This window comes from Bradyrhizobium tunisiense (genome assembly GCF_042263385.1).
Lineage (GTDB): Bacteria > Pseudomonadota > Alphaproteobacteria > Rhizobiales > Xanthobacteraceae > Bradyrhizobium > Bradyrhizobium tunisiense.
This window is the reverse complement of record NZ_JBHLEV010000013.1, coordinates 144,137-169,581: the sequence shown is the minus strand read 5'-3', so window position 1 is coordinate 169,581 and position 25,445 is coordinate 144,137. Positions and strand designations below refer to the sequence as shown.

At 64.5% G+C, this 25,445-nt stretch carries 24 protein-coding genes; 11 read left to right on the top strand and 13 right to left on the bottom strand.

Features of this window, described 5'->3' with window-relative positions; genetic code table 11:
- The first annotated feature begins 2,021 nt into the window (after nt 1–2,021).
- Nucleotides 2,022–2,414, top strand: coding sequence for a hypothetical protein (locus ACFDR6_RS35260; protein WP_375861166.1), 393 nt, complete (start codon nt 2,022–2,024; stop codon nt 2,412–2,414).
- A 222-nt stretch (nt 2,415–2,636) separates the two neighbouring features.
- On the opposite strand, the gene ACFDR6_RS35255 is transcribed toward ACFDR6_RS35260, so the two are convergent.
- The 9 genes from ACFDR6_RS35255 to ACFDR6_RS35215 all read right to left on the bottom strand — a co-directional run bounded on the left by ACFDR6_RS35255 (nt 2,637) and on the right by ACFDR6_RS35215 (nt 10,934).
- The gene (locus tag ACFDR6_RS35255; protein ID WP_212092800.1) at nt 2,637–2,837 is read right to left on the bottom strand and encodes a hypothetical protein; all 201 of its coding nucleotides are present in this window, start codon (nt 2,835–2,837) and stop codon (nt 2,637–2,639) included.
- A gap of 293 nt (nt 2,838–3,130) precedes the next feature.
- On the bottom strand, nt 3,131–5,272 hold the full coding sequence (gene flhA, locus ACFDR6_RS35250) for a flagellar biosynthesis protein FlhA (RefSeq protein ID WP_375861165.1): 2,142 nt from the start codon (nt 5,270–5,272) through the stop codon (nt 3,131–3,133).
- A gap of 304 nt (nt 5,273–5,576) precedes the next feature.
- Nucleotides 5,577–6,359, bottom strand: coding sequence for a hypothetical protein (locus ACFDR6_RS35245; RefSeq protein ID WP_375861164.1), 783 nt, complete (start codon nt 6,357–6,359; stop codon nt 5,577–5,579).
- A gap of 193 nt (nt 6,360–6,552) precedes the next feature.
- Nucleotides 6,553–6,846, bottom strand: coding sequence for a copper-binding protein (locus tag ACFDR6_RS35240; RefSeq protein ID WP_375861163.1), 294 nt, complete (start codon nt 6,844–6,846; stop codon nt 6,553–6,555).
- Between the two features lie 16 nt (nt 6,847–6,862).
- Complete coding sequence (locus tag ACFDR6_RS35235) at nt 6,863–7,318, bottom strand: cupredoxin domain-containing protein (protein WP_212092816.1); 456 nt, start codon at nt 7,316–7,318, stop codon at nt 6,863–6,865.
- 32 nt (nt 7,319–7,350) lie between these two features.
- Entirely contained in the window at nt 7,351–8,685 is a 1,335-nt protein-coding gene (locus ACFDR6_RS35230) for a multicopper oxidase family protein (protein ID WP_375861162.1), read from the bottom strand.
- A gap of 13 nt (nt 8,686–8,698) precedes the next feature.
- A complete protein-coding gene (locus ACFDR6_RS35225; RefSeq protein ID WP_375861161.1) occupies nt 8,699–10,126 on the bottom strand; it encodes a TolC family protein in 1,428 nt (475 codons plus the stop codon).
- 9 nt (nt 10,127–10,135) lie between these two features.
- Nucleotides 10,136–10,417, bottom strand: a complete 282-nt coding sequence (locus tag ACFDR6_RS35220) for a hypothetical protein (protein WP_375861160.1) — start codon at nt 10,415–10,417, stop codon at nt 10,136–10,138.
- Between the two features lie 76 nt (nt 10,418–10,493).
- A complete protein-coding gene (locus ACFDR6_RS35215; protein WP_212092794.1) occupies nt 10,494–10,934 on the bottom strand; it encodes a hypothetical protein in 441 nt (146 codons plus the stop codon).
- A gap of 225 nt (nt 10,935–11,159) precedes the next feature.
- Here ACFDR6_RS35215 and ACFDR6_RS35210 point away from each other — a divergent pair, with 225 nt between their 5' ends.
- Nucleotides 11,160–12,347, top strand: a complete 1,188-nt coding sequence (locus ACFDR6_RS35210) for an MFS transporter (protein ID WP_375861188.1) — start codon at nt 11,160–11,162, stop codon at nt 12,345–12,347.
- A 45-nt stretch (nt 12,348–12,392) separates the two neighbouring features.
- Here the strand turns inward: ACFDR6_RS35210 and ACFDR6_RS35205 are convergent, their stop codons facing one another.
- A complete protein-coding gene (locus ACFDR6_RS35205) occupies nt 12,393–13,034 on the bottom strand; it encodes a TetR/AcrR family transcriptional regulator (protein ID WP_212092814.1) in 642 nt (213 codons plus the stop codon).
- A gap of 256 nt (nt 13,035–13,290) precedes the next feature.
- Here ACFDR6_RS35205 and ACFDR6_RS35200 point away from each other — a divergent pair, with 256 nt between their 5' ends.
- From ACFDR6_RS35200 to ACFDR6_RS35190, 3 genes are read left to right on the top strand one after another with little or no spacing between them, the layout of a single operon-like run.
- Nucleotides 13,291–13,788, top strand: a complete 498-nt coding sequence (locus tag ACFDR6_RS35200; protein WP_212092793.1) for a (2Fe-2S)-binding protein — start codon at nt 13,291–13,293, stop codon at nt 13,786–13,788.
- Nucleotides 13,785–14,840 (top strand): FAD binding domain-containing protein, encoded by a 1,056-nt coding sequence (locus ACFDR6_RS35195; protein ID WP_375861159.1) that lies wholly within the window; start codon nt 13,785–13,787, stop codon nt 14,838–14,840. The genes ACFDR6_RS35200 and ACFDR6_RS35195 overlap by 4 nt, the downstream gene beginning before the upstream one ends.
- Entirely contained in the window at nt 14,833–17,094 is a 2,262-nt protein-coding gene (locus ACFDR6_RS35190) for a xanthine dehydrogenase family protein molybdopterin-binding subunit (RefSeq protein ID WP_375861158.1), read from the top strand. The genes ACFDR6_RS35195 and ACFDR6_RS35190 overlap by 8 nt, the downstream gene beginning before the upstream one ends.
- A 143-nt stretch (nt 17,095–17,237) precedes the next feature.
- Here the strand turns inward: ACFDR6_RS35190 and ACFDR6_RS35185 are convergent, their stop codons facing one another.
- Nucleotides 17,238–17,786 carry a cupin domain-containing protein gene (locus ACFDR6_RS35185; RefSeq protein WP_212092790.1) on the bottom strand — a complete coding sequence of 183 codons (549 nt, stop codon included), beginning with the start codon at nt 17,784–17,786 and terminating at the stop codon, nt 17,238–17,240.
- A 160-nt stretch (nt 17,787–17,946) separates the two neighbouring features.
- On the opposite strand from ACFDR6_RS35185, the gene aptA reads away from it, so the two are divergent.
- On the top strand, nt 17,947–19,275 hold the full coding sequence (aptA, locus tag ACFDR6_RS35180; protein WP_049801758.1) for an omega-aminotransferase AptA: 1,329 nt from the start codon (nt 17,947–17,949) through the stop codon (nt 19,273–19,275).
- A 70-nt stretch (nt 19,276–19,345) separates the two neighbouring features.
- The gene (locus ACFDR6_RS35175; RefSeq protein ID WP_375861157.1) at nt 19,346–20,611 is read left to right on the top strand and encodes a D-amino acid dehydrogenase; all 1,266 of its coding nucleotides are present in this window, start codon (nt 19,346–19,348) and stop codon (nt 20,609–20,611) included.
- 148 nt (nt 20,612–20,759) lie between these two features.
- On the opposite strand, the gene ACFDR6_RS35170 is transcribed toward ACFDR6_RS35175, so the two are convergent.
- On the bottom strand, nt 20,760–21,398 hold the full coding sequence (locus ACFDR6_RS35170) for a helix-turn-helix domain-containing protein (RefSeq protein WP_375861156.1): 639 nt from the start codon (nt 21,396–21,398) through the stop codon (nt 20,760–20,762).
- 180 nt (nt 21,399–21,578) lie between these two features.
- On the opposite strand from ACFDR6_RS35170, the gene ACFDR6_RS35165 reads away from it, so the two are divergent.
- The 4 genes from ACFDR6_RS35165 to ACFDR6_RS35150 are packed head-to-tail and all read left to right on the top strand — an operon-like array spanning nt 21,579 to nt 25,037.
- Complete coding sequence (locus tag ACFDR6_RS35165; RefSeq protein WP_212092787.1) at nt 21,579–22,334, top strand: ABC transporter substrate-binding protein; 756 nt, start codon at nt 21,579–21,581, stop codon at nt 22,332–22,334.
- A gap of 22 nt (nt 22,335–22,356) precedes the next feature.
- Nucleotides 22,357–23,010 (top strand): amino acid ABC transporter permease, encoded by a 654-nt coding sequence (locus ACFDR6_RS35160; RefSeq protein WP_212092786.1) that lies wholly within the window; start codon nt 22,357–22,359, stop codon nt 23,008–23,010.
- Nucleotides 23,007–23,738: an amino acid ABC transporter ATP-binding protein gene (locus tag ACFDR6_RS35155; protein ID WP_375861155.1), complete on the top strand. Its 732-nt coding sequence runs from the start codon at nt 23,007–23,009 to the stop codon at nt 23,736–23,738. The genes ACFDR6_RS35160 and ACFDR6_RS35155 overlap by 4 nt, the downstream gene beginning before the upstream one ends.
- A 12-nt stretch (nt 23,739–23,750) precedes the next feature.
- Nucleotides 23,751–25,037, top strand: coding sequence for an NAD(P)/FAD-dependent oxidoreductase (locus ACFDR6_RS35150; protein WP_375861154.1), 1,287 nt, complete (start codon nt 23,751–23,753; stop codon nt 25,035–25,037).
- Between the two features lie 53 nt (nt 25,038–25,090).
- On the opposite strand, the gene ACFDR6_RS35145 is transcribed toward ACFDR6_RS35150, so the two are convergent.
- Nucleotides 25,091–25,321 carry a hypothetical protein gene (locus tag ACFDR6_RS35145; protein WP_375849287.1) on the bottom strand — a complete coding sequence of 77 codons (231 nt, stop codon included), beginning with the start codon at nt 25,319–25,321 and terminating at the stop codon, nt 25,091–25,093.
- Nucleotides 25,322–25,445 lie beyond the last annotated feature (124 nt).

Sequence of the window (25,445 nt, the reverse complement as noted above, 5' to 3'; positions counted from 1 at the left end):
ACTTTACCGAAATTCGGAAAGGGCGTATGTGTCGCGACAACCCGGCCCAAGGAAGAGGGGCGTATCGCGATCGTCACGAACGCGGGCCGGACGGCGGTGGACGTTAGTCACATCGGCGCAAAGGATTTCGCAGGGCGGGCAACCGTGAGCGAAACACCTCGCGCACACGACCGGTGTGATTCTAGCGTACGGCAAAATCGTGTGGTCCTGACGCCCGGGGTCTGTGCGTCAAGGCTTGTGGTGATGTGGCGGCCCGACCGGGCGCGCGCATCAGTCATCCGCAAGGCGACGGGGGCAATAGTGCAACGCTCCCCGGGGAGAGCACGCCATAAGCCGTAAAACCACTGCGCAGGGAAGGCCGGTTGTTTGGCTTCACCTGTATGCCGCTGTGCAGATTCTTGTTGCCACCTTTCGCACAGTGGACCGTGGGTGCCCGGCCGGCACCCGGTCTTCCCTGCGCCCTCTTTCAACAGAGGGCGACGAGATGAAGCAAAGCTCGGGCGAGATGCGCCGCGAGGATGATCAATCGTGTGTATCGTTGAACAAAGGTCTCATGCCCCGGACGCAGCGCAGCGTCTCTTCGACGATGCGCTGCAGAGCCGGGGCCCATGTGGCAGCGCGCGCCGTGGCTTCCTGGGTCCCGGCTCTGCAGCAGCGTAAGAACGCTGCAGCGCGTCCGGGACACGAGAGAGGGGACGAAATCCACACGCGCCACGCGTCGAAAATTCCGCCATCAAATTATTGCTTGATGCTTCCGGGTTGTTTCGTCTAGCGTCACTCGCAGGGGTTGGGAATGGCAGTTGTCCATAGATCAGGAGCATCGTTGCGGCGAGTGTCGCTGCCGATCCTTCCCACTCATTCCGCAACGACAGGACTGATCGACGCATCTCGGTCGCGAATATTCGGCCTTTCTCGCGGGAAGAGCAGCCGATGCCGGGCACCGGGAGGAAAAAGCGCGGAGGGGGAGATGCGAGGGCTGGTCAGTGCTGGGCAGTGCTGGGCTTTCCGATTGATGCGGGCTCAACGGGGCTCGCTCCTATGACGGCTTATGGTCGTGTTTCCGCGTCGTGGATTTTATCTATAGCGTTATTGGTTCTCTTCGAGCGCAAAGTTGCCATTGTGCTCGCTCGCGAGGCCAACCATCTCGCGATAGGGCCTTTGATTGCCGAGAGCCCGTTCGCGTCGCCCCGGTCGCTCCCATCCCAACGGCGAACGACGACAGATGGCGTACTCCGGTTAGACGAACCCGTTACTGTCAAGCTGCGTTCCGCGATGCTGCAAGTGCCCGCGGCTTATTTGTCGCCATGGCCGCATGCAGAGGTTAGGCACCGTGTCAATAATGTGCGGAGCCTGAGGTTCGAATTTTGGATGCCCGATAGACGTTATCTTGAGGTCAATCCAATTTCGAACGCGAGTTTCCGGCCAAAAGAACCTGGACGAGCGGAGCCCTCACTGGATGCCTTCGTAGTTAGGGTTTGGGATGTACTACCGAGTGTAAAAAATGAGCCTGGCTACGTCTCGCCCGACCAAGCGTTTCAAAATCAAGCCCGCAATAGGTATCCACCAAACTCCCCATTTTCGTTTCGGGAAGAAGCGTTCGGGTTAATCAGGTTCTGGCCATCGGACGAGGCGAGTTCGGATTATTCGATCAGCTACCGGAATAAGGATGGAGCTGACCCGCAAATATTGCTGGACTGTGTTGTTCCTGGTCGCTTCAGAGTTTTCCTGCCGTGCTCCGGACGAGTGTATTTCGTTTCCGAGGACTTGGCTTTTTTTGTCGTGTTTCCACGGGAGCAAGCGCACCGTTGGCGTGAGGTCGTAACGGCGGCACGCGATCTCTACAATTCGTGGAAGCAACAACCTCTGAATTCAAAATAACGCCGCGAATCGGATCGATGCAGGGATGAGCGGGGGGCGCCGGCGGAGTGGAAGAGCGGGGGCGAGCAGGCGGATTGTCGATGTCGTCGCGCCGTTTGGAGGCGAGTCGGAGACGCGAGGGCAGGCCAGCGGTTAATCGGGTAATGATGAACAGCCTTGTGATTGTTCGTTTTCTTCGCGCGCTCTTCGTTGTTTTGCTGGTTCTGGTCTCTTCGAATGACTCGGCTGGAGCACAGCAGCTATCTCTTAGAGTTAAGGACGCCAGTCTCACAAAGACGCTCGACAATCATCAAGCGCTAAAGATCCATCTCAGTGAACAGTCGAAGGCGGACTATGCTGAATTTACAGCGCGATACATCGGTCGGCGGATAGCGTTCAGCGCTCAAGGGCGTGCCTTGATGAGTGCTCGCTTGATGAGTTCAGTTCTAAGTGGTGAGGTTCAAGTCTTAATCGATCAAAAGAGTGTCGCGGATGAGCTGGCTGGTAGCCTAGCCGCGGGAAAGCTAGCCATCGAAGTCCGAGTTCTTGACGAATGAGCCCGTAGAAACCCATCATCCTGAGTGACTGAAAGGATGAGTTTCGCTTCGCTCCCCCGCCTACGACATCTGCCGGAGCAAGACCCCAGACATGAGAAAGCGCCCGTGGGGGGCGGGCGCTTTCTGTAGTCGACTTGGGGTTGGGGTCGTCTACATATCCACGTGGCGACTTTGGGGGGCTGGTAAAGAGCCGCGTGAATTCAAAAAACTCGTCAGATCTCCTTAGCGAACGAGGGACGCGTTCGAGCTGGTGATAACGACCGGCTTGCCGGCCTTGATGACGCGGGCCGTCTGGGTCAGACCTTCGTCCGAATTCGTGCGGGCCGTGATGCCGAAGCCTGCCACCGCGATCCCCGCGACGAGGGCCACGACCACGACTTTCAAATGGGTCGAGCGATCTGCGCTGTAAATCGAGTGGTTCATGGAAGGCTCCTGCCGCCATCTACCCGAAGTAGTCGCCTGCGTATTTGGGCAGGTTCATGCTTCCGGTGCCCAACAACCTAGTATTGGGGGGATTCGTTCCCAAGGGGCGATCACAAGAGCGTGACAGGACGTGAAAGCTCGCGATCAGAAGTGACCGCTAATCGTGCATTTTGGCAATTATTTCAAAGCTGTAATGTGCCTGCCGGGCGACTTTCGACGTTTGGTCCACAAGGCGCCAGGAACTCAAAAACCATTTGCCTGTGGCCGAAAAACACACGGCTTCTTAAGCCAAATCAGATGCTTCCGACCGTTTTCAACCTCGCCCTGGGGTGGATTTCGGCCTGCGACAGCACCGTCGTCTGGGCCCGGAACCGTTCCACCAGGGAACGCACGAAGGGACGAATTGCCGCGGAGGTGACCAGCACCGGAGCCTCGCCTTCGCGCGCGGCGCGCTCGAACGCCTCGCGCACGCCGGTCATGAACTCCGACAATTTCGAGGGCTGCATCGCCAGGCTCCGCTCCTCGCCCTGGCCGATGATCGATTCGGCAAAGGCCTGCTCCCATTTCGCCGACAGCGCGATCAGCGGCAGATAGCCGGCATAGGAGGTGTTCTGCGCGCAGATCTGGCGCGCGAGGCGAGCCCGGACGTGCTCGACCATGGTCGCGGGATTGCGCGAGAAGGCCAGCGAATCCGCGATGCCTTCGAGGATGGTGGAGAGGTCGCGGATCGAGATGCGCTCGGCGAGCAGCAGCTGCAGCACGCGCTGGATGCCGGAGACCGTGACCTGTGCGGGGACGATGTCCTTGACCAGCTCGCTCTGCTCCTTCGGCAGCTCCTTGAGCAGCTTCTGCACCTCGCCATAGGAGAGCAGGTCCGACATGTTGGCCTTGAGCAGCTCGGTGAGGTGGGTGGAGAGCACGGTCGCGGCGTCGACCACGGTGTAGCCCTTGAGCGAGGCTTCCTCCTTGAAGCTGGCATCGACCCAGGTCGCGGGCAGGCCGAAGGTCGGCTCGGTGGTGTGGATGCCGGGCACCTGCACCTGGCTGCCGCCGGGGTCCATGACCATGAACTGGTTCGGCCAGATCTTGCCGGTGCCGGCGTCGACCTCCTTGATCTTGATGATGTAGGTGTTGGCCTCGAGCTGGACGTTGTCGAGGATGCGCACCGCCGGCATGACGAAGCCCATCTCGATCGCGAGCGAGCGGCGCAGCGCCTTGATCTGCTCGGTGAGGCGGTCGGTGCCATCGGGGCCGTTGACCAGCGGCAGCAGCGCATAGCCGAGCTCGATCTTGAGGTCGTCGATCTTGAGCGCGGCCGAGATCGGCTCTTCGGCCGCGGCAGCGCCCGGCGCACCCGGCGTTCCCGCAGCGGAGGCTGCGTGGGCGGCTTCCTCGGCCTTGGCCGTCACCCGGTTGCGGTTGCGGGCATTCCAGGCCAGCGCGCCGGCGCCGCCGCCCAGGGCCAGAAAGGGAAGGGTCGGAATGCCCGGCAGCGCCGCCAGCACCAGCATCACGGCGGAGGACATCGCGAGCGCCTGCGGATAGCCGGAGAACTGCTTCATCAGCGCCTTGTCGGCGGCGCCGGAGACGCCGGCCTTGGAGACGAGCAGGCCGGCCGCGGTCGAGACGATCAGCGCCGGCACCTGGGTGACGAGGCCGTCACCGACGGTCAGCAGCGTGTAGGTGCGGCCGGCGTCGGCGAAGGACATGCCCTGCTGCGCCACGCCGATGATGATGCCGCCGACGACGTTGATGAAGACGACCAGAAGGCCGGCGATGGCGTCGCCCCGGACGAATTTGGAGGCACCGTCCATGGCGCCGAAGAAGCCGCTCTCGTCCTCCAGCTCCTTGCGCCGCTCCTTGGCGACCTTCTCGTCGATCAAGCCGGCGCCGAGGTCGGCGTCGATCGCCATCTGCTTGCCGGGCATGGCGTCGAGGTGGAAGCGGGCGGCGACTTCGGCGATGCGGCCCGAACCCTTGGTGATGACGACGAAATTGACGATGATCAGGATGGCGAAAACGATGATGCCGATGACGAAATTGCCGCCCATCACGAAGTTGCCGAAGGCTTCGATGACGTGACCGGCGGCAGCCGTGCCCTCGTGCCCGTGCGACAGGATCAGGCGGGTCGAGGCCATGTTGAGCGACAGGCGCAGCATGGTCGAGATCAGGAGGACGGTCGGAAAGGACGAGAATTCGAGCGGGGCCTGGATGAACAGCGACGTCATCAGGATCAGGATCGAGAGCGTGATCGAGATCGCCAGGAACAGGTCCAGCACGATCGCGGGCAGGGGCAGGATCAGCACCACCAGGATGGTGAGGACGCCGAGCGCCAGCGCGATATCGCCGCGCTTGAGCATGGTGACGATCTCGTTGACGGAGGGGATGCCGGGCCTTGCGGCGCCTACGCCCTGTCCCGCGGTGACGTCGACCATGGTAGCTGCCTCCCCGCGCGACTGCCGTCCGCGCGCCCCGAACGTCTGCGCGGCGGCCGATGGGCCGCCGTTCCGAAAGTGAGGCACCGCACTGGCGTCCACGGGGTTCCTCCCGTTCTACGCGGCCGACGACACTCGACTTCACCCGGCAATTCTTGCCGGGTGTATGGTTAGCAAACGGTTAACGCGGGGGCGATGAAGGTCAGAACCCGGGGGCGCTAGGCCCCCGGATTTCGAATCCGGACGATGGCCGCCAGGCTGCGGCCGAGGGAAGGCCGGGCCGAACTGCTCGGGATCGCGCGCCCTAGAGCGCCTGCACCACATCGGCATTGCCCATCGGCAAAGGGCTGCTCGAGTCTTTCCTGATCGATTCGGCTACGAAGCGAAGCTCCCAGTTCTTGACGAACCAATAAGCCGCAAAAGCCCAGAGGCCGGACCATTCCACGTACAGGATGTAGGAATCGTTCGCCCGATCCGTATGCAGCAAATGCATAATGACCGAGCCTCCCATCGCCAGGAGCATGTAAGCGCCGATCAGGAAATAGAACGTCCTAAACCGCTTGCGTGCCGTTTGATCGTTCTTGATTTGCGACAGCGTCTGGTCCGAGTACCAGAATATGATAACGCCGATACACACGAACGCCAGAACGGCGCTGATGCCGTGCAGCGTGACGTTTGGATAGCCGAACGATGCCAATGTGAAGGGACTCGTCTTGTCGGGGATGCCCATCGGAAAAATCGCGACGCCCAAGGTAAATGCGCCAGTCAGGCTGAGCCAGCGGTCTTCATTCTTCGAGAAGCCCTTGTAGCGGTACAGGAACACGCCGACCGCGAAGAGCAGGCCGCAGAACCAGAGCCGGACGGGATAGAGGTCTGCCACGCCTTGCGCAGGGGTTTGGGCGAAATAGTAATCACTCAGCGAGGGCTGCGGGCGAATTCCCCAGAGCAGGCCGATCACGATCACGACGACCGGGAAAGCTGCGGTCAGCACGCCCATTCGTGTCCGCAGTTTCCGGTAGTTCTCAACGATGGCCTTGTCGATATGATCTTGTTCCATAATGAGCTCCATGACGCCAATGAGCGTCATGGTGCCATTATTTAAGGTTGTGGAAAAGGTTTAGGGTTGTAGGCAAGTCGCCGCAGTCCCCAATGCGTGGCTGCAGGCTTGGTACCCATACGGTTGGGCCGGACCTTCGCCGGAGCTCCCAATGCGCTGAGGCGCATTGGAGTTTCCAGGCGGCCGGGCGAGTCGCCCGCAACGATCGTCGGGGAGGGCCGTCCTACTTCGCCTTCTCCATCTTCGTCACTGTATACCCCGACGCCGCCTCCTCGGCCTCGAAGGTCACCTTGTCGCCGACCTTCACCTGCTTCAGCATCGCGGGGTCCTTGACGCGATAGACCATGGTCATGGGCTCCTCCATGCCGAGGCTCTTGGCCGGTCCGTGCTTGAGCGTGATCTTGCCGGCGCCCTCGTCGATCTTCTTGACCTCGCCGCTGATCGAGGCGGCCAGGGCCGCGGTGGCAAGGCCGAACGACAGCGCCAGCGTGGCAGTGATACGGATGATGCGGTTCATGAGAGGCTCCCTATCGTTACTTGACGGTGACCTGGCCGACCATGCCGTAGTCGCGATGGTCGGGGATCAGGCAGGAAAATTCGAACGTGCCGGCCTTGCTGAACTTCCAGAGGATCTCGGCGGTCTTGCTCGGCGCGAGGCGCACACCATTGGGTTCGTCATGCTCCATGTGCGGATGCTTCTTCATTTCCACGGCATGCGCGAGATTCTCTTTGGTGGTGGCGAGCAGGAATTCATGGTCCTCCTTGCCGACATTGCGCAGCACGAAGCGGACCTGCTCGCCGCGTTTGACCTCGATCCTGGACGGTGCGTAATCCATCTCGCTCATGGCGATCTCGATGGTCCGTGCCGGCTTCTTCGGATCGCCGGGCTCGCCGGCCGAAAATTTGCCGTGCCCATGCTTGTCGTGGGCAAAGGCGGGTGCGGCCAAAAGCGCGGCCAGCGCGAGGGCGAGCTTGATCGTGGTCTTCATCGTGGTCTCCGGTTGGTGGTTCATCGAAACGCTCACATCTTGTGCTTCATCGGCGGACTGCCGGGTTTGTGCCGCGCCGGCTCCGGGGCGGGTGCGGCGACTTCGTAGGCGACGGTGCCTGGCGGGAATTTGTAGGGACCAGGATCGCGGTAATCGTCGCGCGCGAGGTCTTCGCGTATCTTCATCACGGTGAACATGCCGCCCATCTCGATCGGCCCGAACTGGCCGGTGCCGGTCATCATCGGCAGCGTGTTGTCGGGCGCGGGCATCTCCATGTTGCCCATCGCCATGCCGGTCGAGCCCATGGCCATGCCGTCGGGCGCGAGCTTGCCGACGGCCTTGGCGAGGTCCTTGCGCGACACGCCGATCAGGTTGCGCACGTCGTGTCCCATCGAATTCATGGTGTGGTGCGACTTGTGGCAATGGAATGCCCAGTCCCCGGGATTGTCGGCGAGCACATCGAACACCCTGATGGCGCCGACCGGGACGTCGGTGGTCGTCTCCGGGATCTGCGCGCTCTCCTGAATCCAGCCGCCATCGGTGCAGGTCACCGCGAAGCTGTGGCCATGCAAATGAATCGGATGGTTGGTCATACTGAGATTGCCGATGCGCACGCGCACCTTGTCGTTGAGCCTGACCGGCAGCGGATCGATTCCGGGAAAGACCCGCGCGTTCCAGGTCCACATGTTGAAGTCCGTCATCTCGTTGACGTGCGGCAGATAGGTGCCGGGGTCGACGCGATAGGTGCTCATCACGAACACGAAGTCGCGGTCGACGGCGCGGAAACTCGGGTCGCGCGGGTGCACGATGACCATGCCCATCATGCCCATCGCCATCTGCACCATCTCGTCGGAATGCGGGTGGTACATGAAGGTTCCGCTCTTCTTCATTTCGAATTCGTAGACGAAGGTCTTGCCCGGTTCGATGTGCGGCTGGTTCAATCCGCCAACGCCGTCCATGCCGCTCGGGATGATCATGCCGTGCCAGTGCACCGTGGTGTATTCGGGTAAGCGGTTGGTGACGAAGATGCGCACCTTGTCGCCCTCGACCGCCTCGATGGTCGGGCCCGGCGATTGCCCGTTGTAGCCCCACAAATTCACCGTCATGCCCTCGGCGAACTCGCGCACCACCGGCTCGGCGACGAGATGGAACTCCTTCCAGTCGCCGTTCATGCGGAACGGCAGCGACCAGCCGTTCAGCGTGACCACGGGGCGATAGTCAGGCCCGCTGATTGGATGCAGCGGCGGCTGCATCACCACCTTGTCCATGGTGGGTGCTTCCGGAATCGACGCGGCCTGGACGCGGCCTTGAATGGCGGATGCGCCGACAAGCGCGGCGGTGCCTAAAAATCCTCGGCGGGAAAACATCTTGGCCTCCGTCTCAGTGGCCGCCGCCTTCGGCAGGAGCTGCCGCGGCAACGGTGGTTGGATTGTCGCCAACGGCGGCGGGCAGACCGCCGCCGTTGACGGCGGTCTGCAGATCGGCCTGGGCGAGGAAGAATCTCTGCCTGGCATCGATCGCGCCGCGCAGCGCCGCGAGGCGCTGCCGCGCTTCGGTGAGCAGCGCGAAGATGTCGACCTGCATGCTGGAGAAGCGCAGCTGCATCTCCTCGGTGATGATCTTTCGCAACGGGATGATCTCGCGCTGGTAGTGGCCGGCGATGTCGTAAGTGGAGCGATAGACGCGATAGGCGTCGCGCGCCTCGGACCGCACATTCACGGCCCGCTCGGTCAGGCGGTTGAAGGCGAGGTTGTAGGTCTCCGCCGCCTGACGCACGCGCACCTCACCGCCGTCGAAGATCGGAATCTGGAACTGCAGGTCGAAGCCGCGCTCGCGGAACGGCGGCCCTTCCGGATCCTGGGTGCGACGGGAGATGCCGGCGATATCGAGCAGCGTCACGAAGCGCGTCGCCTCGGTGAGGTTCAGCGCCTTCGCCAGCGCGGCCAGCTCAAGCTGCGCGATCTGCAGGTCGAGGCGATGTGCCACCGCATCGGCCTCGATCGTGGGGAGGGCCAGCGGCCGGCGCGGCAATGGCGGCAGTTGATTGGGCAGGCGGAAGTCGAGACCGTCGTCCCACAGCCCCATCTGGCGCGCCAGCTTTTCGCGCGCGCTTCCCGCCGCCTGTCGCGCGCTGGCGAGGTCGGCGGTGGTCTCGGCATAAAACACCTGCTCGCGGGCCTGATCGAGCTTGTTGAGCGAGCCGGTCTCGCCGAGCTTGAGCGCGAGCTGTGCGGTCGATTCCGCCGTCGCCTTCGCGTCGGTCAGCAGCCCCACCATCTCGTTGGCGGCAACCGCACGGACATAGGCACGGCGCACGTCCGAGGCGTGCCGCAGCGTCGCCAGCGCGGCGCGCAGCTGCGCTCCGCGGAAGCGTTCCCGAGCGATCTCGGACCGGAACGGCAGGGTGGCGAGCGCGAGGATGTCGCCGACCACCTGGCGCTCGATCTCGCTGGCGCCATTGCCGGTGATGCGAGAGACTGCGAACACCGGATTGGCCGGCAGGCTCTGCTCGACCAGCTCGGTCTCCGCCAGCGCCAGCTCGTTGTAGGCGGCCTGCAGTCCCTTGTTGTTGAGCAGCGCGATCTGCACGGCGGCGTCAACGCTGAGCGTGCGCGAGAGCAGCTGGCGGACGCGGGAATCGACCGCGGCGGCGCCCTCGGCCGAGCGCACGAAGGCGACGTCCTTGTTGATGGTCCGGTTCGTCAGATCCGAGACGTCGGTCATGCCGCCGTCGGGCGAGAACGCGGCGCAACCGGACATGCTGAGCGCTGCGATGACGAGCAGGCCTCGCGCAAGATGGGGTGTCATGGCGCGCTCCTACCGCTCTTGCTTCGGCTGGGGCGTCACCGCCTCGTTGCGGCCGCGCCAGGGTGCCGGTGTCGCAGGCCGCAGGCTGGTATAGGGCGCAATGGTCGAGCGATAGCCGACAGGCGCCACCTTCGCCGCGGGATCGGCAGGATCGGCGCTGGTGACTGTGGTCGTGGCCGGCATGCAGCCGGACATCGCCAGCGCAGCGATGGCCAGAAGCGGCCAATGGAATAGAAGGTGTCGTCCAGCCACCACGGCTGCGGCGGATTTCGCTCCGGAAAGCGCAAGCATGATTCATCCCTGATCTGAAAGACTACAGGTTCGCGCGCGTGGCAAAGCGCGCTCGGCCCGAAATCGTCGTGTCAGATCAGGCGATGGGGGGGCGGTAGTGCTGGGGCGGTGCCGTGCTGTGCAGGCTGGCCACGAGCTCGGGCGAGCAGGTGGACATCGGTCGGAGCGGTGTTGCGACGACCGGCAGGTCGGCCGGCAACGCGCTGACGCACATCATCGCGCAGCAGGGACCGACTGTTCCCTTGCCGTCCTGATGATGCGACGCGGGCGCGTCCTGCTTGGCTTGGTGATGCTCGTGTGGCCCGGCGTGGTTGTGCGAGGCGCCATCGTGCGCATGGCCGGCCGCCATCTGATGATGGACCGGTGCGGCATATGCCTGCGGGGCCCCGTCGAGGCAGGGCGCCGGGCCGCTGCCCCAGGCCAGGCTTGCCGCTGGCGCGAGCACGCAGAACAGGTAGGCGAGGGCGACGATCCGCCCCACCCTGATCCGCATCGATCGTGTCAATCGCAGCAACATTCCGCCACATGCGTTCCGCGCGGCAATGTTGCACACGCTGAATGCAAACTAATGGCAAAACGCGCATTCGCCAAGAACTTATTACCGCAGCGCACCGCGCATGCCCAATATCGCGGCACGCTGCTTGACCGCGGAGCGTTCCGCGAACATGTTCCGCGCGTGCACGCGCCCAGTCATCCAGGACAAAGCCCTGATTCCTTCAGCCCTGATTCCCGTCAGGCCTGGATGCGGCTGCTCGTTGCGCTCGTGATCGGCTCGATCGGCGCCGTCGGCATGTGGGCGGTCGTGGTCGTGATTCCCGTGGTGCAGGCTGAATTCGGTGCCACACGTGGCGCCGTGTCGCTGGCCTTCACGCTGATGATGTTCGGTTTCGGGCTCGGCGGCGTGATCGCCGGCAAGATCACCGACCGGTTCGGCATCGTGTGGGCGATGGCGATCAGCATCGCCTTCCTCGGTGTCGCCAATGTGCTCGCGGGGCTGTCGACCCAGCTCTGGCAGTTCGTGGCGGCCTATTTCCTGATCGGGCTCGGCACGTCCGCGACCTTCGCGCCGCTGATGGCGGAAGCTTCGCACTGGTTCGAGCGCTATCGCGGACTGGCCGTGACCATCGTCGCGAGCGGCAATTACGTGGCCGGCACGATGTGGCCGCCGATCGTGAGCTGGGGCACCCAGGAGATCGGCTGGCGCTACACCCACATCGGCATCGCCATCGTCTGCGCCAGCACGATGGCGCTCCTGGTCCTCGTCCTGCGTGCGCAGATGGGCGACGACAAGGTCCACGATCACGCCAATGCACCGCCGCCGCGGGTCGATCTCAAGCTCTCGACCAATGCGCTGACGGTGCTGCTCTCGATCGCCAGCATCTCCTGCTGCGTCGCCATGGCGATGCCGCAGGTGCATATCGTCGCCTATTGCGGCGATCTCGGCTATGGCGTGGCGCGCGGCGCGGAGATGCTCTCGCTGATGATGGCCTGCGGCATCGTCAGCCGCATCGGCTCCGGCTATCTCGCCGACAAGATCGGCGGCATCTGGACGCTGCTGGTGGGATCGCTGGCGCAGGGCTTTGCGCTGGTGTTCTATCTTTTCTTCGACAGCCTCACCTCGCTCTATCTGATTTCCGCGATGTTCGGCCTGTTCCAGGGCGGCATCGTGCCGAGCTACGCGATCATCGTGCGCGAGGCGATGCCGGCGAGCGAAGCCGCAACCCGCGTCGGCATCGTGATCTTCGCCTCGGTGTTCGGCATGTCGTTCGGAGGCTGGGTGTCGGGCCTCATCTTCGATGCGACCGGCTCCTATGCAGCGGCGTTCGCCAACGGAGTGGCGTGGAACGCGCTCAATATCGGCATTGTCGTGCTGCTCTTGGTCCGCTCGCGGATGAACGCGGTGAAGGCCGGGCCGGGCTTTGCCACTTAGGTCGCTATCACCCCTCAGTAGCCATGATCTTGTGGCCGCCGCCCGCTATCGCTTGCGCTTCAGGGCCGGCTTCGCAGGCTTGGCGACGGTGCGCGTCTTCGCTGTCCTAACAGGCTGCATGCGCAAGCCATCGACGAACACATCGAGCAGGCGCAGCACCGACGCTTGCCAGCCGGGCTGGTCGTGCATGTAGCACATTCCAAAAAATGCCCGCAGCAAATCCTCCGGGCTGACATCGCCGCGCATCTCGCCTGCCACGACCGCGCGGTCGAGCAGTGAGCCGATCGCCTTGGTCAGGCGATCCATCGAGAACGCCGCGAGCTCCGATGAACTCTGCACCGCGAGCGCCAGGGCAGCCATCATCCCCTTCTTGGTGGCAACGAACTCGACACCCGAACGCAGCCAGCGCCTGAGCGCATCGACCGGGTCCTTCGCAGTCTTCAACTGCTCGGCAAGCTCGCTGAGCTGCTCGACCTCGCGCCGGTACACCGCCTCGAACAGATCCTCGCGCGTCGGGAAGTGCCGATAGAGCGTGCCGATACCGACGCCGGCGCGTTTCGCCACAGCCTCGAGGCTCGCCTCTGGCCCGCCCGCGCTGAACACGGCTTTCGCCGCTTCGAGCACGCGCTCGCGATTGCGCACGGCGTCGGCACGGGGCTTTCGGGTCTGGTCGGCGTGGTCGTCCATATCGGACAATGTAGATCACGAATTGGTTAGATTGAACCCTCGTTGAACCCGGAAGCGGCTGCATCGCGTTGGTGACGCACGGGCTTTTGACGAATTCCAAATATTTTTCGGCGACCCTTGTTAAACGGAGGGTGCCTCCGTATTTTCGTTCATGTGCCCGACCCGCTTCATGTCGGGGAGCGGCACGCAATCGACGGCGGCCATGGCGATGGCGCGCTGCGCGATGACTCATGTCCATATCTGATCGGAGCCTTGTATGAACCACTCCATCAGCCTCACCGTGAACGGTGCGCGGCGCGACTTCGTCCTCGACGATCCGCGCGTCACGCTGCTCGATCTCCTGCGTGAGCGCGTCCATCTCACCGGAACCAAGAAGGGATGCGACCGCGGTCAGTGCGGTGCCTGCACCATTCTGGTCGACGGCAAGCGCATCAACTCCTGCCTCGCGCTCGCCATCAGCCATGACGGCGCCGACATCCTCACCATCGAGGGCGTGGCGCGCGGCGACCAGCTTCATCCCGTGCAGGCCGCCTTCATTGCCCATGACGGCTTCCAGTGCGGCTTCTGCACGCCCGGCCAGATCATGAGCGCGATCGGCATGATGAGCGAGGCGCAGGCCGGCAACGATCCCGAGCGCATCCGCGAATGCATGAGCGGCAATCTCTGCCGCTGCGGCGCCTATGCCGGCATCGTCGATGCCGTGCTCGACGCGCAAGGACAGATGGACGAAACCAACCAGAGGCGTTCGGCATGAAACAGTTCGATTATGTCAGGCCCGCGACGGTTGCTGAAGCCGTTGCCGCGGCGGCCCAGCCGGGCGCCGTCTATCTTGCCGCCGGCACCAATCTGCTCGATCTGATGAAGGGCAATATCAGCCGTCCGGATCGTCTCGTCGACGTCACCCATCTCGAAGGGCTCGACGGCATCGAGCGCCTCGCCGACGGCGGCATACGCATCGGCGCCTTGGTGGGCAACGCCGATCTCGCGCACGATGCGGAATTCGCGAGGTCCTATCCGGCCGTTGCCGAAGCGCTGCTCTCCGGTGCGTCCGCGCAGCTGCGCAACGCCGCGACCGTCGGCGGCAATCTCCTGCAACGGACGCGCTGCGCCTATTTCTACGACACCGCCAGCCGGTGCAACAAGCGCGAGGCCGGCAGCGGCTGCGACGCCCGCGACGGCGAGAACCGCGGCCATGCCGTGCTCGGCTGGAGCGAGAGCTGCATCGCGACGCACCCTTCTGATTTCTGCGTGCCGCTGGTCGCGCTCGATGCCATCGTCGAGATCGAGGGCAAAAATGGCCGGCGCGAGATCGCGCTCGACGAGCTGCACCGCCTGCCCGGCGACACGCCCGATCGCGAATCCGTGCTCGAGCCCGGCGATCTCATCGTCGCAGTGCGCCTGCCGCCTGCGGCGCGCGGCTTTGCTGCGCATGCGCGCTACCTCAAGGTCCGCGATCGCACCTCCTACGCTTTCGCCGTCGTATCGGCTGCAGCCGCATTGCGGATCGAGAAAGGCAAGATCGTGGAAGCGCGGCTCGCGCTCGGCGGCGTCGCCGCGAAGTCCTGGCGTGCCCGCGCAGCGGAGGACGTTCTCAGGAACGTTACGCCGACGGCCGACGCCTTCCAGGAAGCCGCCTGGCGCGCTCTTGCCGACGCCAAGCCGTCCGGCGACAACGCCTTCAAGATCGAGCTCGCACGCCGCATCGTGGTGCGCGCGCTGACCCTCGCCGCGGCCGGCACGCCCGCGCGCCTGCCGGCGCTGCCGGCTTCTCCCTTTGCCGCGATCCCTGGAGCCATCCATGCCTGAGCTCAACCTGACCAGTGCGCCCGCCCATCTGCGCCACGGCTCGAATATCGGCCAGCCGCTGACCCGCCGCGACGGCATTCTCAAGGTGAAGGGGCAGGCGACCTACGCTGCCGACAATCACCCGTCTGGCATGCTGTTTGCGGTGATCGCCGTGTCCAGCATCGCGCGCGGTCGTGTGACTTCGCTCGATGTCGATGCCGCCAAGCGCCATCCCGGTGTGGTCGACGTCATGACGCCGGACCACAAACCGGCTCTCGCGATCGATCCCGAGATCAAGACCAATCCGTTCGTCTTCCGGATGGAGGTGTTGCAGAGCGACGAGGTGCGCTACGCCAACCAGCCCATCGCCGTGGTGATCGCGGAGACGCTGGAGGCCGCGACGGAAGGCGCCGCGCTGCTGGCGCCGCGTTACGAGGCGCTGCCTGCGCTGGTCGGCCTCGATGCCGGCGACGGCTTCGTGCCGCCCGTCGTCGGCGTCGGCAATCCGTCCGAGCATCATCATGGGGACATCGAGGCAGGGCTTGCTTCGGCCGAGAAGCAGATCGACGTCGTCTATGAGACGCCGCCGCAATATCACAACGCGATGGAGCCGCATGGGATCGTGGCGCATTGGGACGGCGACAGGCTATCGGTGGACATGCCGACGCAGGGCTTGATGCTGTCGCTGGCGCGGATCGCCGAGTTGTTCGGCATCGCGCATGACAAGATCCACATTCGGAGCCCGTTTCTCGGCGGCGGTTTCGGCTCCAAGGGGTTGATGGCCGGGCCGCAGGTGCTCGGCGTCATGGCTGCCAAGCTGGTCGGCAAGCCGGTCAAGCTCGTGCTGCGCCGCGAGCAGATGTATGGGCCGGTCGGCCATCGCGCACCGACGCGCCAGCGCCTGCGCATCGGCGCGGATGGCGAGGGGCGTTTGACCGCGCTCGATCATCATGCGAGGACCGTGTCGAGCACGTTCGACGATTTCTACGAGCCCGCAGCCGACGCCTCGCACACACTCTATGCGGCGCCTGCGATCCGCACCACGCATGACGCCGTGCGCGTCAATACCGGCACGCCGCTGTTCATGCGCGCGCCCGGCGAGGCGACCGGCTCGATTGCGCTGGAGAGCGCGATCGACGAGATGGCCTGGGCCTGCGGCATGGATCCGCTCGCCTTCCGCCTGAAGAACTATGCCGAGGTCGAGCCGATCAGCGGCAAGCCGTTCTCCTCAAAGGCGTTGCGCGCCTGTTACGAGCAGGGCGCGGCGCGTTTCGGCTGGGCGAAGCGTTCGCTGCAGCCGCGGCAGATGCGCGACGATGCCGGGCTGCTGGTCGGCTGGGGCATGGGCACGGCGACCTTTCCGGCGCTGATGTTCCAGGCGGAAGCGCGCGCAGCGATCCGCCGCGACGGTTCAGGCGTGATGGAGATCGGTGCGCACGACATGGGGCAGGGCGCCTGGACCGCGCTGGCCCAGATCGCGGCCGACGAACTCGGGCTCGATATCGACCGCGTCGCGTTCAAGGCCGGTACGTCCGATTTGCCCGATGCCGGCATTGCCGGCGGCTCCGCGCATACGGCAACCGCGGGTGCCGCGATCCACAGCGCGGGCGCGGCCGTGATCACCAAGCTCGCCGATCTCGCCACCACTGACGAGCATTCGCCGCTGTTCGGCGCCGGCAATGCCGGCGTGATCGCGCGCGAGGGAAGGCTGGTCCGACGCGACGATGAGAGCCGCAGCGAGAGCTATTCCGAGATCCTGGCGCGCGCCGACGTTGCCGAGGTCGAGGCGCGCGGCACCGGTGCGCCGAATCCCGCGGCGATGGAGCAATACGCGATGCATTCACATGGCGCGGTGTTCGCTGAGGTGAAGGTCGATCCCGATCTCGGCCAAATCCGCGTCAGCCGCATGGTCGGCGCCTTCGCGGCCGGACGCATCGTCAACCCGCGCATGGTGCAAAGCCAGCTGTTCGGCGGCATGATCTGGGGCCTGTCCTTTGCGCTGCACGAGGAAGCGATCACCGACCGGCGCACCGGCCGCATCATGAATGCCAATCTCGGCGAGTACCACGTTCCCGTGAATGCCGACGTGCCGCCGCTCGACGTCATCACGGTCGAGGAGCACGATCCGCACGTCAATGCGCTCGGCATCAAGGGCGTCGGCGAAATCGGCATCACCGGCAGCGCCGGCGCGGTCGCCAACGCGGTCTGGCACGCGACCGGCGTGCGTGTGCGCCGTTTTCCGATTCGAATCGAGGAGTTGTTGACGCAGCGTTGAGACGGCGGGCGGGGCGAGATCTTCTCGCTCCGCTGCGTAGGTCTAAGGCGCGATGAGATTTGGATGAACCATCATCGCGCTTTAGGTTGTTGTTTGCGCATGATCTTTCCCGAAAACCGCGTCGCACTTTTCCGGATCATGCTCTAGAACGTCGGCGGCGTGCAGGCCGAGATCACTTCGCACGGCTTGCCGCCGACGCAGCGGAAACGGTGCGGGCGGCGGCTCTCGAAATAATAGGCGTCGCCCGGATTGAGGATGCGGCGCTCGTCCTCGACGGTGACCTCGAGCTTGCCCGAGATCACGATGCCGCCTTCCTCGCCGTCATGGACGAGGTGCACGCGCCCGGTGTCGCTGCCGGGCTCGTAACGCTCCTTCAGAATCTGGAGGCTGCGGCCGAACAGATTGTCGCCGACCTGGCGATACGAGATCGGCTTCTTGCCGACCTCGGTCAGCTCGTCCGCGCGGTAGAAGATCTTGCGCCGCGACTCCGGCTCCAGCGCGAAGAACTCGGCGAGCCCCATCGGGATGCCGTCGAGGATGCGCTTGAGCGCGCCGACCGAGGGGTTCATCTGGTTGGATTCGATCAGCGAGATCGTCGAATTGGTGACGCCGGCACGCTTGGCCAGCTCGCGCTGCGACAGCTTGTGGCGCGCCCGGATGAATCGCAGCCGTCCACCGATGTCGACGCTCATGTTCCGGTCCTTGCCCTGGTCCTGTGTTGCAGGTGATGCGGATCGCGCAAATATGGTCCAATCGCCCCAGTGAAATCAATGGGTTGCGGCGGGGCAGAAAAGGACTTGTTGCGCTTTCCAAGCCGTGGCTCTGCTAGCAGGTCAGCAAAGGAGCGCGGCCGTGACCCTTCATCAGATTCCGAACACTATCAAGACCGACTCGTTCTGGATGCCGTTCACGGCCAACCGGCAGTTCAAGAAGGCGCCGCGGCTGTTCTCCTCGGCCGAGGGCATGCACTACACCACCGTCGACGGCCGCAAGGTGATCGACGGCTCCGCCGGCCTCTGGTGCGTCAATGCCGGCCACGGCCGCAAGCAGATCGCCGCCGCGGTCGAGCGTCAGCTCATGACGCTGGACTTTGCGCCGTCGTTCCAGATGGGCCATCCGCTCGCATTCGACTTCGCCGAGCGGCTCGCCGAGATCGCGCCGAAGGGCCTCGACCGCATCTTCTTCACCAACTCCGGCTCCGAGTCGGTCGACACCGCACTGAAGATCGCCCTCGCCTATCACCGCGCCAACGGCCAGGCCAGCCGAACCCGCCTGATCGGCCGCGAGCGCGGCTATCACGGCGTCGGCTTCGGCGGCACCTCGGTCGGCGGCATGGTCGCCAACCGCCGCGCCTTCGCCACCCTGCTGCCGGGCGTCGATCACATCCGACACACCCACGATCTCACCCGCAACGCCTTCGCCAAGGATCAGCCCGAGCACGGCGCCGAGCTTGCCGACGATCTCGAACGCCTCGTGGCCTTGCATGGCGCCGAGACCATCGCCGCCGTCATCGTCGAGCCGGTCCCGGGCTCGACCGCCGTGCTGCCGCCGCCGAAGGGCTACCTGCAGCGCCTGCGCGAGATCTGCGACAAGCACGGCATCCTCCTAATCTTCGACGAGGTCATCACCGGCTTCGGCCGTCTCGGCACGCCGTTCGCCGCCAATTTCTTCGGCGTTACGCCGGACATGATGACCACCGCCAAGGGCATCACCAACGGCACCATCCCCTGCGGCGCGGTTTTCGCGCACCGCAAGGTGCACGACGCCATGATGATCGGCCCGGAGAACGTCATGGAGCTGTTCCACGGCTACACTTATTCCGCGCATCCGACCGCCTGCGCCGCCGGCATCGCGACGCTCGACATCTACAAGGACGAAGGCCTGCTGACGCGCGGTGCGTCGATCGCCGAATACTGGCGCGATGCGCTGCATTCGCTCAAGGGCCTGCCGAACGTCATCGACATCCGCAATTGCGGCCTGATGGGCGCAGTCGAGCTGTCGCCGCGCGACGGTGCTGTCGGTGCGCGCGGCTACGACGTCATGGTCGACTGCTTCAATCGCGGACTGTACTTCCGCATGAGTGGCGATAGCTTCGCGCTGTCGCCGCCGCTGATCGTCGAAAAGAGCCACATCGACGACATCGTCTCGATTCTCGGCGACGCCATCAAGCGGGTGGCCTGATAATTGCTCTCGCCGTTGCGAGTTGTTTCCTTGCAGCGGCGAGCGTGATGCCGCGGGAGTTGGACCAAGCGTGAAAGTTCTGATCCTCGGCAGCGGTGTCATCGGTGTCACCTCTGCCTACTACCTCGCACGTGCCGGCCACGAGGTGACGGTCGTCGACCGTCAGCCGGAGCCGGCGCTCGAGACCTCCTTCGCCAATGCCGGCGAGGTGTCGCCCGGCTATTCCTCGCCCTGGGCCGGCCCCGGCGTGCCGGTGAAGGCGGTGAAGTGGCTGCTGATGAAGCACGGCCCGCTGGTGATCCGGCCGAAGCTCGACCCCGTCATGTGGGTCTGGCTGCTCAAGATGCTGCGCAACTGCACCAGCGCGCGGTACGCAGTCAACAAGAGCCGGATGATCCCGATCGCGGAATACAGCCGCGACTCCTTGCGCGACCTGCGACGCGACATCGGCATTCAATATGACGAGCGCGCGCAAGGCACGCTGCAGCTATTCCGCTACCAGGCGCAGCTCGACGGCACGGCCGAGGACATCGCCGTGCTCAAGCAGTACGGCGTTCCGTTCGAAGTGCTGAGCCGCGAGGGCTGCATTGCGGTGGAGCCGGCGCTATCGGGCGTGAAGGAAAAATTCGTCGGCGGGCTTCGACTGCCGCAGGACGAGACCGGCGACTGCCACATGTTCACGCAGGCACTGGCCAAGCATGCCGAGGCGCTCGGCGTGCGCTTCATGTTCAACACCTCGATCGACCGCATCGTCACCGACGGTGCGCGCGTCAGCGGCGTGATGACCGGTGCCGGCACGTTGCAGGCCGATAGCTATGTGCTCGCGCTCGGCAGCTGGTCGTCGCGGCTGGTGGCCCCGCTCGGCATTTCGCTGCCGGTCTATCCGGTGAAGGGCTATTCGATCACGGTGCCGATCAAGGACGCCTCCGGCGCGCCGGAATCCACCGTGATGGACGAGAGCTACAAGGTCGCGATCACGCGCCTCGGCAATCGCATCCGCGTCGGCGGCACCGCGGAAATCTCCGGCTATTCGGACAAGCTCTACGATGCGCGCCGTGCCACGCTGGACCATTCCTTGACCGATCTGTTCCCGCGCGGCGGCGATCTTTCCAAGGCGACGTTCTGGAGCGGCCTGCGTCCGATGACGCCGGACGGCCCACCGGTGATCGGTCCGACGCAGTACGGCAACCTCCACCTCAACACCGGCCACGGCACGCTCGGCTGGACCATGTCCTGCGGTTCGGGACGCGTGCTCGCGGATACGCTGTCCGGCAAGAAGCCGGACATCGACGTGAGTGCGCTGTCGGTGGAGCGGTATAAGCACCGGTTCGGGTAAGACTCTATCCGACCGTCATTGCGAGGTGCCCTTGCGACGACGCAATCCAGAGTGTCTCCGTGGAGAATCTGGATTGCTTCGCTGCGCTCGTAATGACAGTGTGGAGACGTCGCGGATTTATTCTGCGGCGCAGCGTTACCGAGCGCTGTCAGCCCGTCACGCAATTCACCCAGAGCACCACGGCCTTCGCATCCTCGGCCGGGTTTGAAAACCGGTGGGGTCTGCGGCTCGCAAACCGGAAGCTGTCGCCGGTCTTCAGCGACCAGGTCTCGCTGTCCACCGTCAGCATCATCTCGCCCTCGAGCACGAGCCCGGCTTCCTCGCCGTCATGGGTGTAGAGCTCGTCGCCCGTGGAGCCGCCCGGCTCCAGATGCACCAGGAAGAGGTTGAGCTTGTTGTCGGTGCTCGCCGGGCTCAGCAGCTGCTTGGACACGCCGGTGCGCCAGAGCTTCAGCTCGGGGCGTTGCGATCCCCGCGTCACGACCTGATCGGATGCTCCATCGGCGCTCGGACTTGCACCGAACAGGGCGGCGATGCCGACGCCGAGCACGTCGGCCAGCGTGGCCAGGACCCGCAGGGACGGTGACGACAGGCCGCGCTCGATCTGGCTGAGGAAGCCGATCGAAAGCTCCGTGCGCGCCGCGACCGTCTCCAGCGAGAACTGCCTGGCGCGCCGGAGATCCCGGATGCGGCGGCCGACTTCGACGTCCATCGCGGGCTCGGCCTTATTGATCACGGCCTTGGCCCTCACCCGCTTCGCCGGCTTTGCGGCGACCGGTTTGCGCATTCTTTTGCCACCGCTCACGTCAAACCGCTTCCTTCATGTGCATGAAAACTACTTGCATCGTTCGCGAAAGTGTGACCAAATTTTCATATTGGTGAAAATAGGCCGAAACGGCTTGGCCCGCAATGTCTGATCACGACATGCGCGAAACGCCGTCACCGGCCAGACCCAAAGGGGGATGCGATGAAGCGTTTTGGTCTGGCCGCGATCGCGGCGCTTGCTCTGGCGGTGGTGCCGGCTTCGGCGCAGCAGGCGCTGAAGGTCGGCTCGACGCCGACAGGCATTCCCTTCACCTTCCTGGACACCAAGACCAACACCATCCAGGGCATCATGGTCGATCTCATCACCGAGATCGGCAAGGACGCCGGCTTCAACGTCCAGATCGAGCCGATGCAGTTCTCGGCGCTGATCCCGTCGCTGACCTCGAGCAAGATCGACATCATCGCGGCTGCGATGTTCATCACGCCGCCGCGGAAAGAGGTCGTCGACTTCTCCGATCCGATCTATACCTACGGCGAAGGGCTCGTGGTGCCCAAGGGCGACACCAAGGCTTACGCCACGCAGGACGATTTGAAGGGCGAGACGGTCGGCGCTCAGGTCGGCACCGCCTTCGTCGATGCGCTGAAGAAGTCCGGCCTGTTCGCGGACGTCAAGGCCTACGACACCATTCCCGACATCCTGCGCGACGTGAACACCGGCCGTCTCAAGGCCGGCTACGCCGATTATCCGATCCTCGCCTACAATCTGAAGCAGGGCGGCTTCCCCGAGGTGCGCCTCGTCGACGGCTACAAGCCCGTCACCGTCGGCTCGGTCGGCATCGGCGTGCGCAAGGGCGAGACGGCGCTGCTCGGCAAGATCAATGCCTCGCTCGCGAAGCTGAAGGCCAACGGCACCATCGACAAGATCCTCGATAAATGGGGCCTGAAGGCGCAAGGTTGATCGCCAGAGGCCAGGCTATCAGATGAAAGGCTTTTGGCGCGACGCCGCCGAGTTCTTCCCGATTCTGCTGAACGGCGTCGCGCTGACGATCGTCGTCACCATCGGCTCGCTGCTGCTGTCCACGGTGCTGGGCCTCGTCTGGGCGATGATGCGGGTCTCCGGCATCAAGGCGCTGTCGATGCTCAGCGCCAGCCTGATCAACGTGATCCGCGGCATCCCCATCATCGTGCTGTTGTTCTACCTTTACTTCGTGATGCCCGATCTCGGCGTCACCTTGTCGGCCCTGCAGGCCGCGATCCTCGGGCTTGGCATCGCCTATTCGGCCTATCAGGCCGAAAATTTCCGCGCCGGCATCGAGGCGATCGACAAGGGGCAGATCGAGGCGGCGCAGTCGATCGGCATGGGCTGGTGGCTCACCATGCGCCGCGTGGTGCTGCCGCAGGCGGTGCGCATCGTGCTGCCGCCTTACGGCAACGTCATGATCATGATGCTGAAGGATTCCTCGCAGGCCTCCACCATTACGGTCGCCGAGCTCGCGCTGCAGGGCAAGCTGATCGCGTCCTCGACCTTCAAGAACACCAGCGTGTTTACGCTGGTGGCGCTGATGTATCTCACCATGAGCATTCCCCTGATCCTGCTGGTCCGTCACTTCGAGAAGCGGGCCGGCAAGCGATGATCGAGCTGAAGGACATCCACAAGAGCTTTGGCAAGGTCGAGGTGCTCAAGGGCATCAATGCGAAGGTCGAGAAGGGCGAGGTGGTCTGCATCGTCGGTCCTTCCGGCTCCGGCAAGTCCACCATCCTGCGCTGTATCAACGGGCTCGAGAGCTACGACCGCGGCGAGATCAGCGTCGAGGGATTGAAGGTCGACCGCGATGCGCCGTCGATCGTGGCCATCCGAACCCAGGTCTCGATGGTGTTCCAGCGCTTCAACCTGTTCCCGCATCGCACGGTCCTTGAGAACGTCGTCGAAGGGCCGCTCTATGTGAAGAAGGAGCCTCGTACGCAAGTGCTGGAGCGCGGCCGCGCCCTGCTTGCCCAGGTCGGGCTTGCAGAGAAGGCCGATGCACATCCGCCGCAGCTCTCCGGCGGCCAGCAGCAGCGCGTCGCGATCGCGCGGGCGTTGGCGATGCAGCCAAAAGCCATCCTGTTCGACGAGCCGACCTCGGCGCTCGATCCTGAACTGGTCGGCGACGTTCTTGGCGTGATGCGCAAGCTCGCCGACGACGGCATGACCATGGTCGTCGTCACCCACGAGATGGGATTTGCCCGCGATGTCGCCGACCGTGTGCTGTTCATCGACGGCGGAATCATCGTCGAGCAGGGGCCGGCCAAGGCGCTGCTCAATCAACCCCAGCATCCGCGCACGCAGGATTTTTTGCGGCGTGTGCTGCATCCGCTCTGACCGGTCCTTGCCATGCCTGCGCGCCTTCCTCTGCCGCCTTCCGTCTATGCCGACACCGCCGTCGCGCCGGTCACCACGCCGCCGCTCGACGTCGACAAGGATGTCTCCGTCGCGATCGTCGGCGGCGGCTACACCGGCCTCTCCACGGCATTGCATCTGGCAGAGCAGGGCGTCGAGGCGCTGGTGCTGGAGGCGCAGGAGCCCGGCTGGGGCGCGTCCGGCAACAATGGCGGCCACACCAACCCCGGGCTGAAGCACGACCCTGATCAAATCGAGGCGGATTTCGGCACCGAACTCGGCCGCCGCATGATCGACTTCTCCTATGGCACCACGAACTTCACGCACGATCTGATCCGCCGTTACCAGATTCCGTGCGAGGCACGGCAGAACGGCACGCTGCGCGCGGCCTATCACGAGGCCAGCGCCGCGGCGATCGAACAGACCGCGCAGCAATGCATCCGCCGCGGCATGCCGGTGACCTACCTGAACCGCGAGCAGCTGCGCGAGATGACCGGCACCGACCGCTACATCGGTGCCATGCTGGATACCCGCGGCGGCGACCTGCATCCGCTCAGCTATGCCCGCGGCCTTGCGCGCGCCGCGATTTCGGCGGGCGCGAAGGTCTTTGGCGAGACACCGGCATTGTCACTGCGTCGCGACGGCTCGCGCTGGCGCATCGAGACGCCGCGCGCCGTGGTCCATGCGGACAAGGTCCTGCTCGCGACCAACGGTTTCACCGACGATCTCTGGCCTGCGCTCCGCCGCACCATCGTGCCGGTGTTTTCCTCGATCGCCGCCACCGCGCCGTTGTCGGACGAGGTGGCTCGTTCGATCATGCCGACGCGTCCGGTGCTCTACGAGAGCGGCCACATCACGGTCTATTATCGCATCGATCAGCACAATCGTCTGTTGATGGGCGGCCGAGGCCCGATGCGCTGGATCAACTCGCCGTCCGACGTCGCCTATCTCATGCGCTATGCCGAGCGGCTGTGGCCGCAGCTCAAGGGCGTGGCCTGGACGCATGGTTGGAACAGCCGGCTCGCCATCACCGGGGATCATTATCCCCACGTGCACGAGCCCGCAGAGAACATCCTGATCTCGCTCGGCTGCAATGGCCGTGGCGTCGCGCTCTCGACCGCGATGGGCGCGCAGCTCGCGCGCCGCCTGATCGGCGGCCCCAAGGCCGAGATCGATATGCCCGTCACCGGCATCAAGCCGATCCCGATGCACGCATTCTGGCCGGTCGGGGTGACGACCGCGGTGATCGCGGGCCGCGTGCGCGACCGGCTCGGCATATGAGAAGGCGCCGCCCCGTCAGGGGGCGACGCCTTGCATGCGATTCGGATAGAGCCTCAGCAGCGGCCCTGCTTCCATAGGCCCGGCGGGCAGCTGTAACCGCGCCAGCCGACCTTGCGTCCGCGCGACCATCCGGGAGGCGTGCCATGATAATGATGGCCTATCTTATGACCGTGACCATGACCGTGTCCGTGACCGCCGCCATGGCCGCCCTTGGCCAATGCAGGGCTGGTCAATGTAAAGCCGGCTGCAATGATCAGCGACGCGGCGAGCGCAAGTTTCTTCATCATGTCCTCCACTGGGGCGAGCGCATTTGTCCGTTGAGCGAACGAACTATGCGCAGCTAAGTTCCCTGCGAATGTGGAGGAGTCGTGACGCTCGCCTGGATGCGTAGTCGCGCGAGTGCTCAAC

Bases quoted from the DNA above. Each gene is read 5' to 3' on its own strand.
- ACFDR6_RS35260 (WP_375861166.1), top strand. From the start codon at position 2,022: ATGATGAACAGCCTTGTGATTGTTCGTTTTCTTCGCGCGCTCTTCGTT.
- ACFDR6_RS35255 (WP_212092800.1), bottom strand. From the start codon at position 2,837: ATGAACCACTCGATTTACAGCGCAGATCGCTCGACCCATTTGAAAGTC.
- flhA (WP_375861165.1), bottom strand. From the start codon at position 5,272: ATGGTCGACGTCACCGCGGGACAGGGCGTAGGCGCCGCAAGGCCCGGC.
- ACFDR6_RS35245 (WP_375861164.1), bottom strand. From the start codon at position 6,359: ATGACGCTCATTGGCGTCATGGAGCTCATTATGGAACAAGATCATATC.
- ACFDR6_RS35240 (WP_375861163.1), bottom strand. From the start codon at position 6,846: ATGAACCGCATCATCCGTATCACTGCCACGCTGGCGCTGTCGTTCGGC.
- ACFDR6_RS35235 (WP_212092816.1), bottom strand. From the start codon at position 7,318: ATGAAGACCACGATCAAGCTCGCCCTCGCGCTGGCCGCGCTTTTGGCC.
- ACFDR6_RS35230 (WP_375861162.1), bottom strand. From the start codon at position 8,685: ATGTTTTCCCGCCGAGGATTTTTAGGCACCGCCGCGCTTGTCGGCGCA.
- ACFDR6_RS35225 (WP_375861161.1), bottom strand. From the start codon at position 10,126: ATGACACCCCATCTTGCGCGAGGCCTGCTCGTCATCGCAGCGCTCAGC.
- ACFDR6_RS35220 (WP_375861160.1), bottom strand. From the start codon at position 10,417: ATGCTTGCGCTTTCCGGAGCGAAATCCGCCGCAGCCGTGGTGGCTGGA.
- ACFDR6_RS35215 (WP_212092794.1), bottom strand. From the start codon at position 10,934: ATGTTGCTGCGATTGACACGATCGATGCGGATCAGGGTGGGGCGGATC.
- ACFDR6_RS35210 (WP_375861188.1), top strand. From the start codon at position 11,160: ATGCGGCTGCTCGTTGCGCTCGTGATCGGCTCGATCGGCGCCGTCGGC.
- ACFDR6_RS35205 (WP_212092814.1), bottom strand. From the start codon at position 13,034: ATGGACGACCACGCCGACCAGACCCGAAAGCCCCGTGCCGACGCCGTG.
- ACFDR6_RS35200 (WP_212092793.1), top strand. From the start codon at position 13,291: ATGAACCACTCCATCAGCCTCACCGTGAACGGTGCGCGGCGCGACTTC.
- ACFDR6_RS35195 (WP_375861159.1), top strand. From the start codon at position 13,785: ATGAAACAGTTCGATTATGTCAGGCCCGCGACGGTTGCTGAAGCCGTT.
- ACFDR6_RS35190 (WP_375861158.1), top strand. From the start codon at position 14,833: ATGCCTGAGCTCAACCTGACCAGTGCGCCCGCCCATCTGCGCCACGGC.
- ACFDR6_RS35185 (WP_212092790.1), bottom strand. From the start codon at position 17,786: ATGAGCGTCGACATCGGTGGACGGCTGCGATTCATCCGGGCGCGCCAC.
- ACFDR6_RS35170 (WP_375861156.1), bottom strand. From the start codon at position 21,398: ATGCGCAAACCGGTCGCCGCAAAGCCGGCGAAGCGGGTGAGGGCCAAG.
- ACFDR6_RS35165 (WP_212092787.1), top strand. From the start codon at position 21,579: ATGAAGCGTTTTGGTCTGGCCGCGATCGCGGCGCTTGCTCTGGCGGTG.
- ACFDR6_RS35160 (WP_212092786.1), top strand. From the start codon at position 22,357: ATGAAAGGCTTTTGGCGCGACGCCGCCGAGTTCTTCCCGATTCTGCTG.
- ACFDR6_RS35155 (WP_375861155.1), top strand. From the start codon at position 23,007: ATGATCGAGCTGAAGGACATCCACAAGAGCTTTGGCAAGGTCGAGGTG.
- ACFDR6_RS35150 (WP_375861154.1), top strand. From the start codon at position 23,751: ATGCCTGCGCGCCTTCCTCTGCCGCCTTCCGTCTATGCCGACACCGCC.
- ACFDR6_RS35145 (WP_375849287.1), bottom strand. From the start codon at position 25,321: ATGAAGAAACTTGCGCTCGCCGCGTCGCTGATCATTGCAGCCGGCTTT.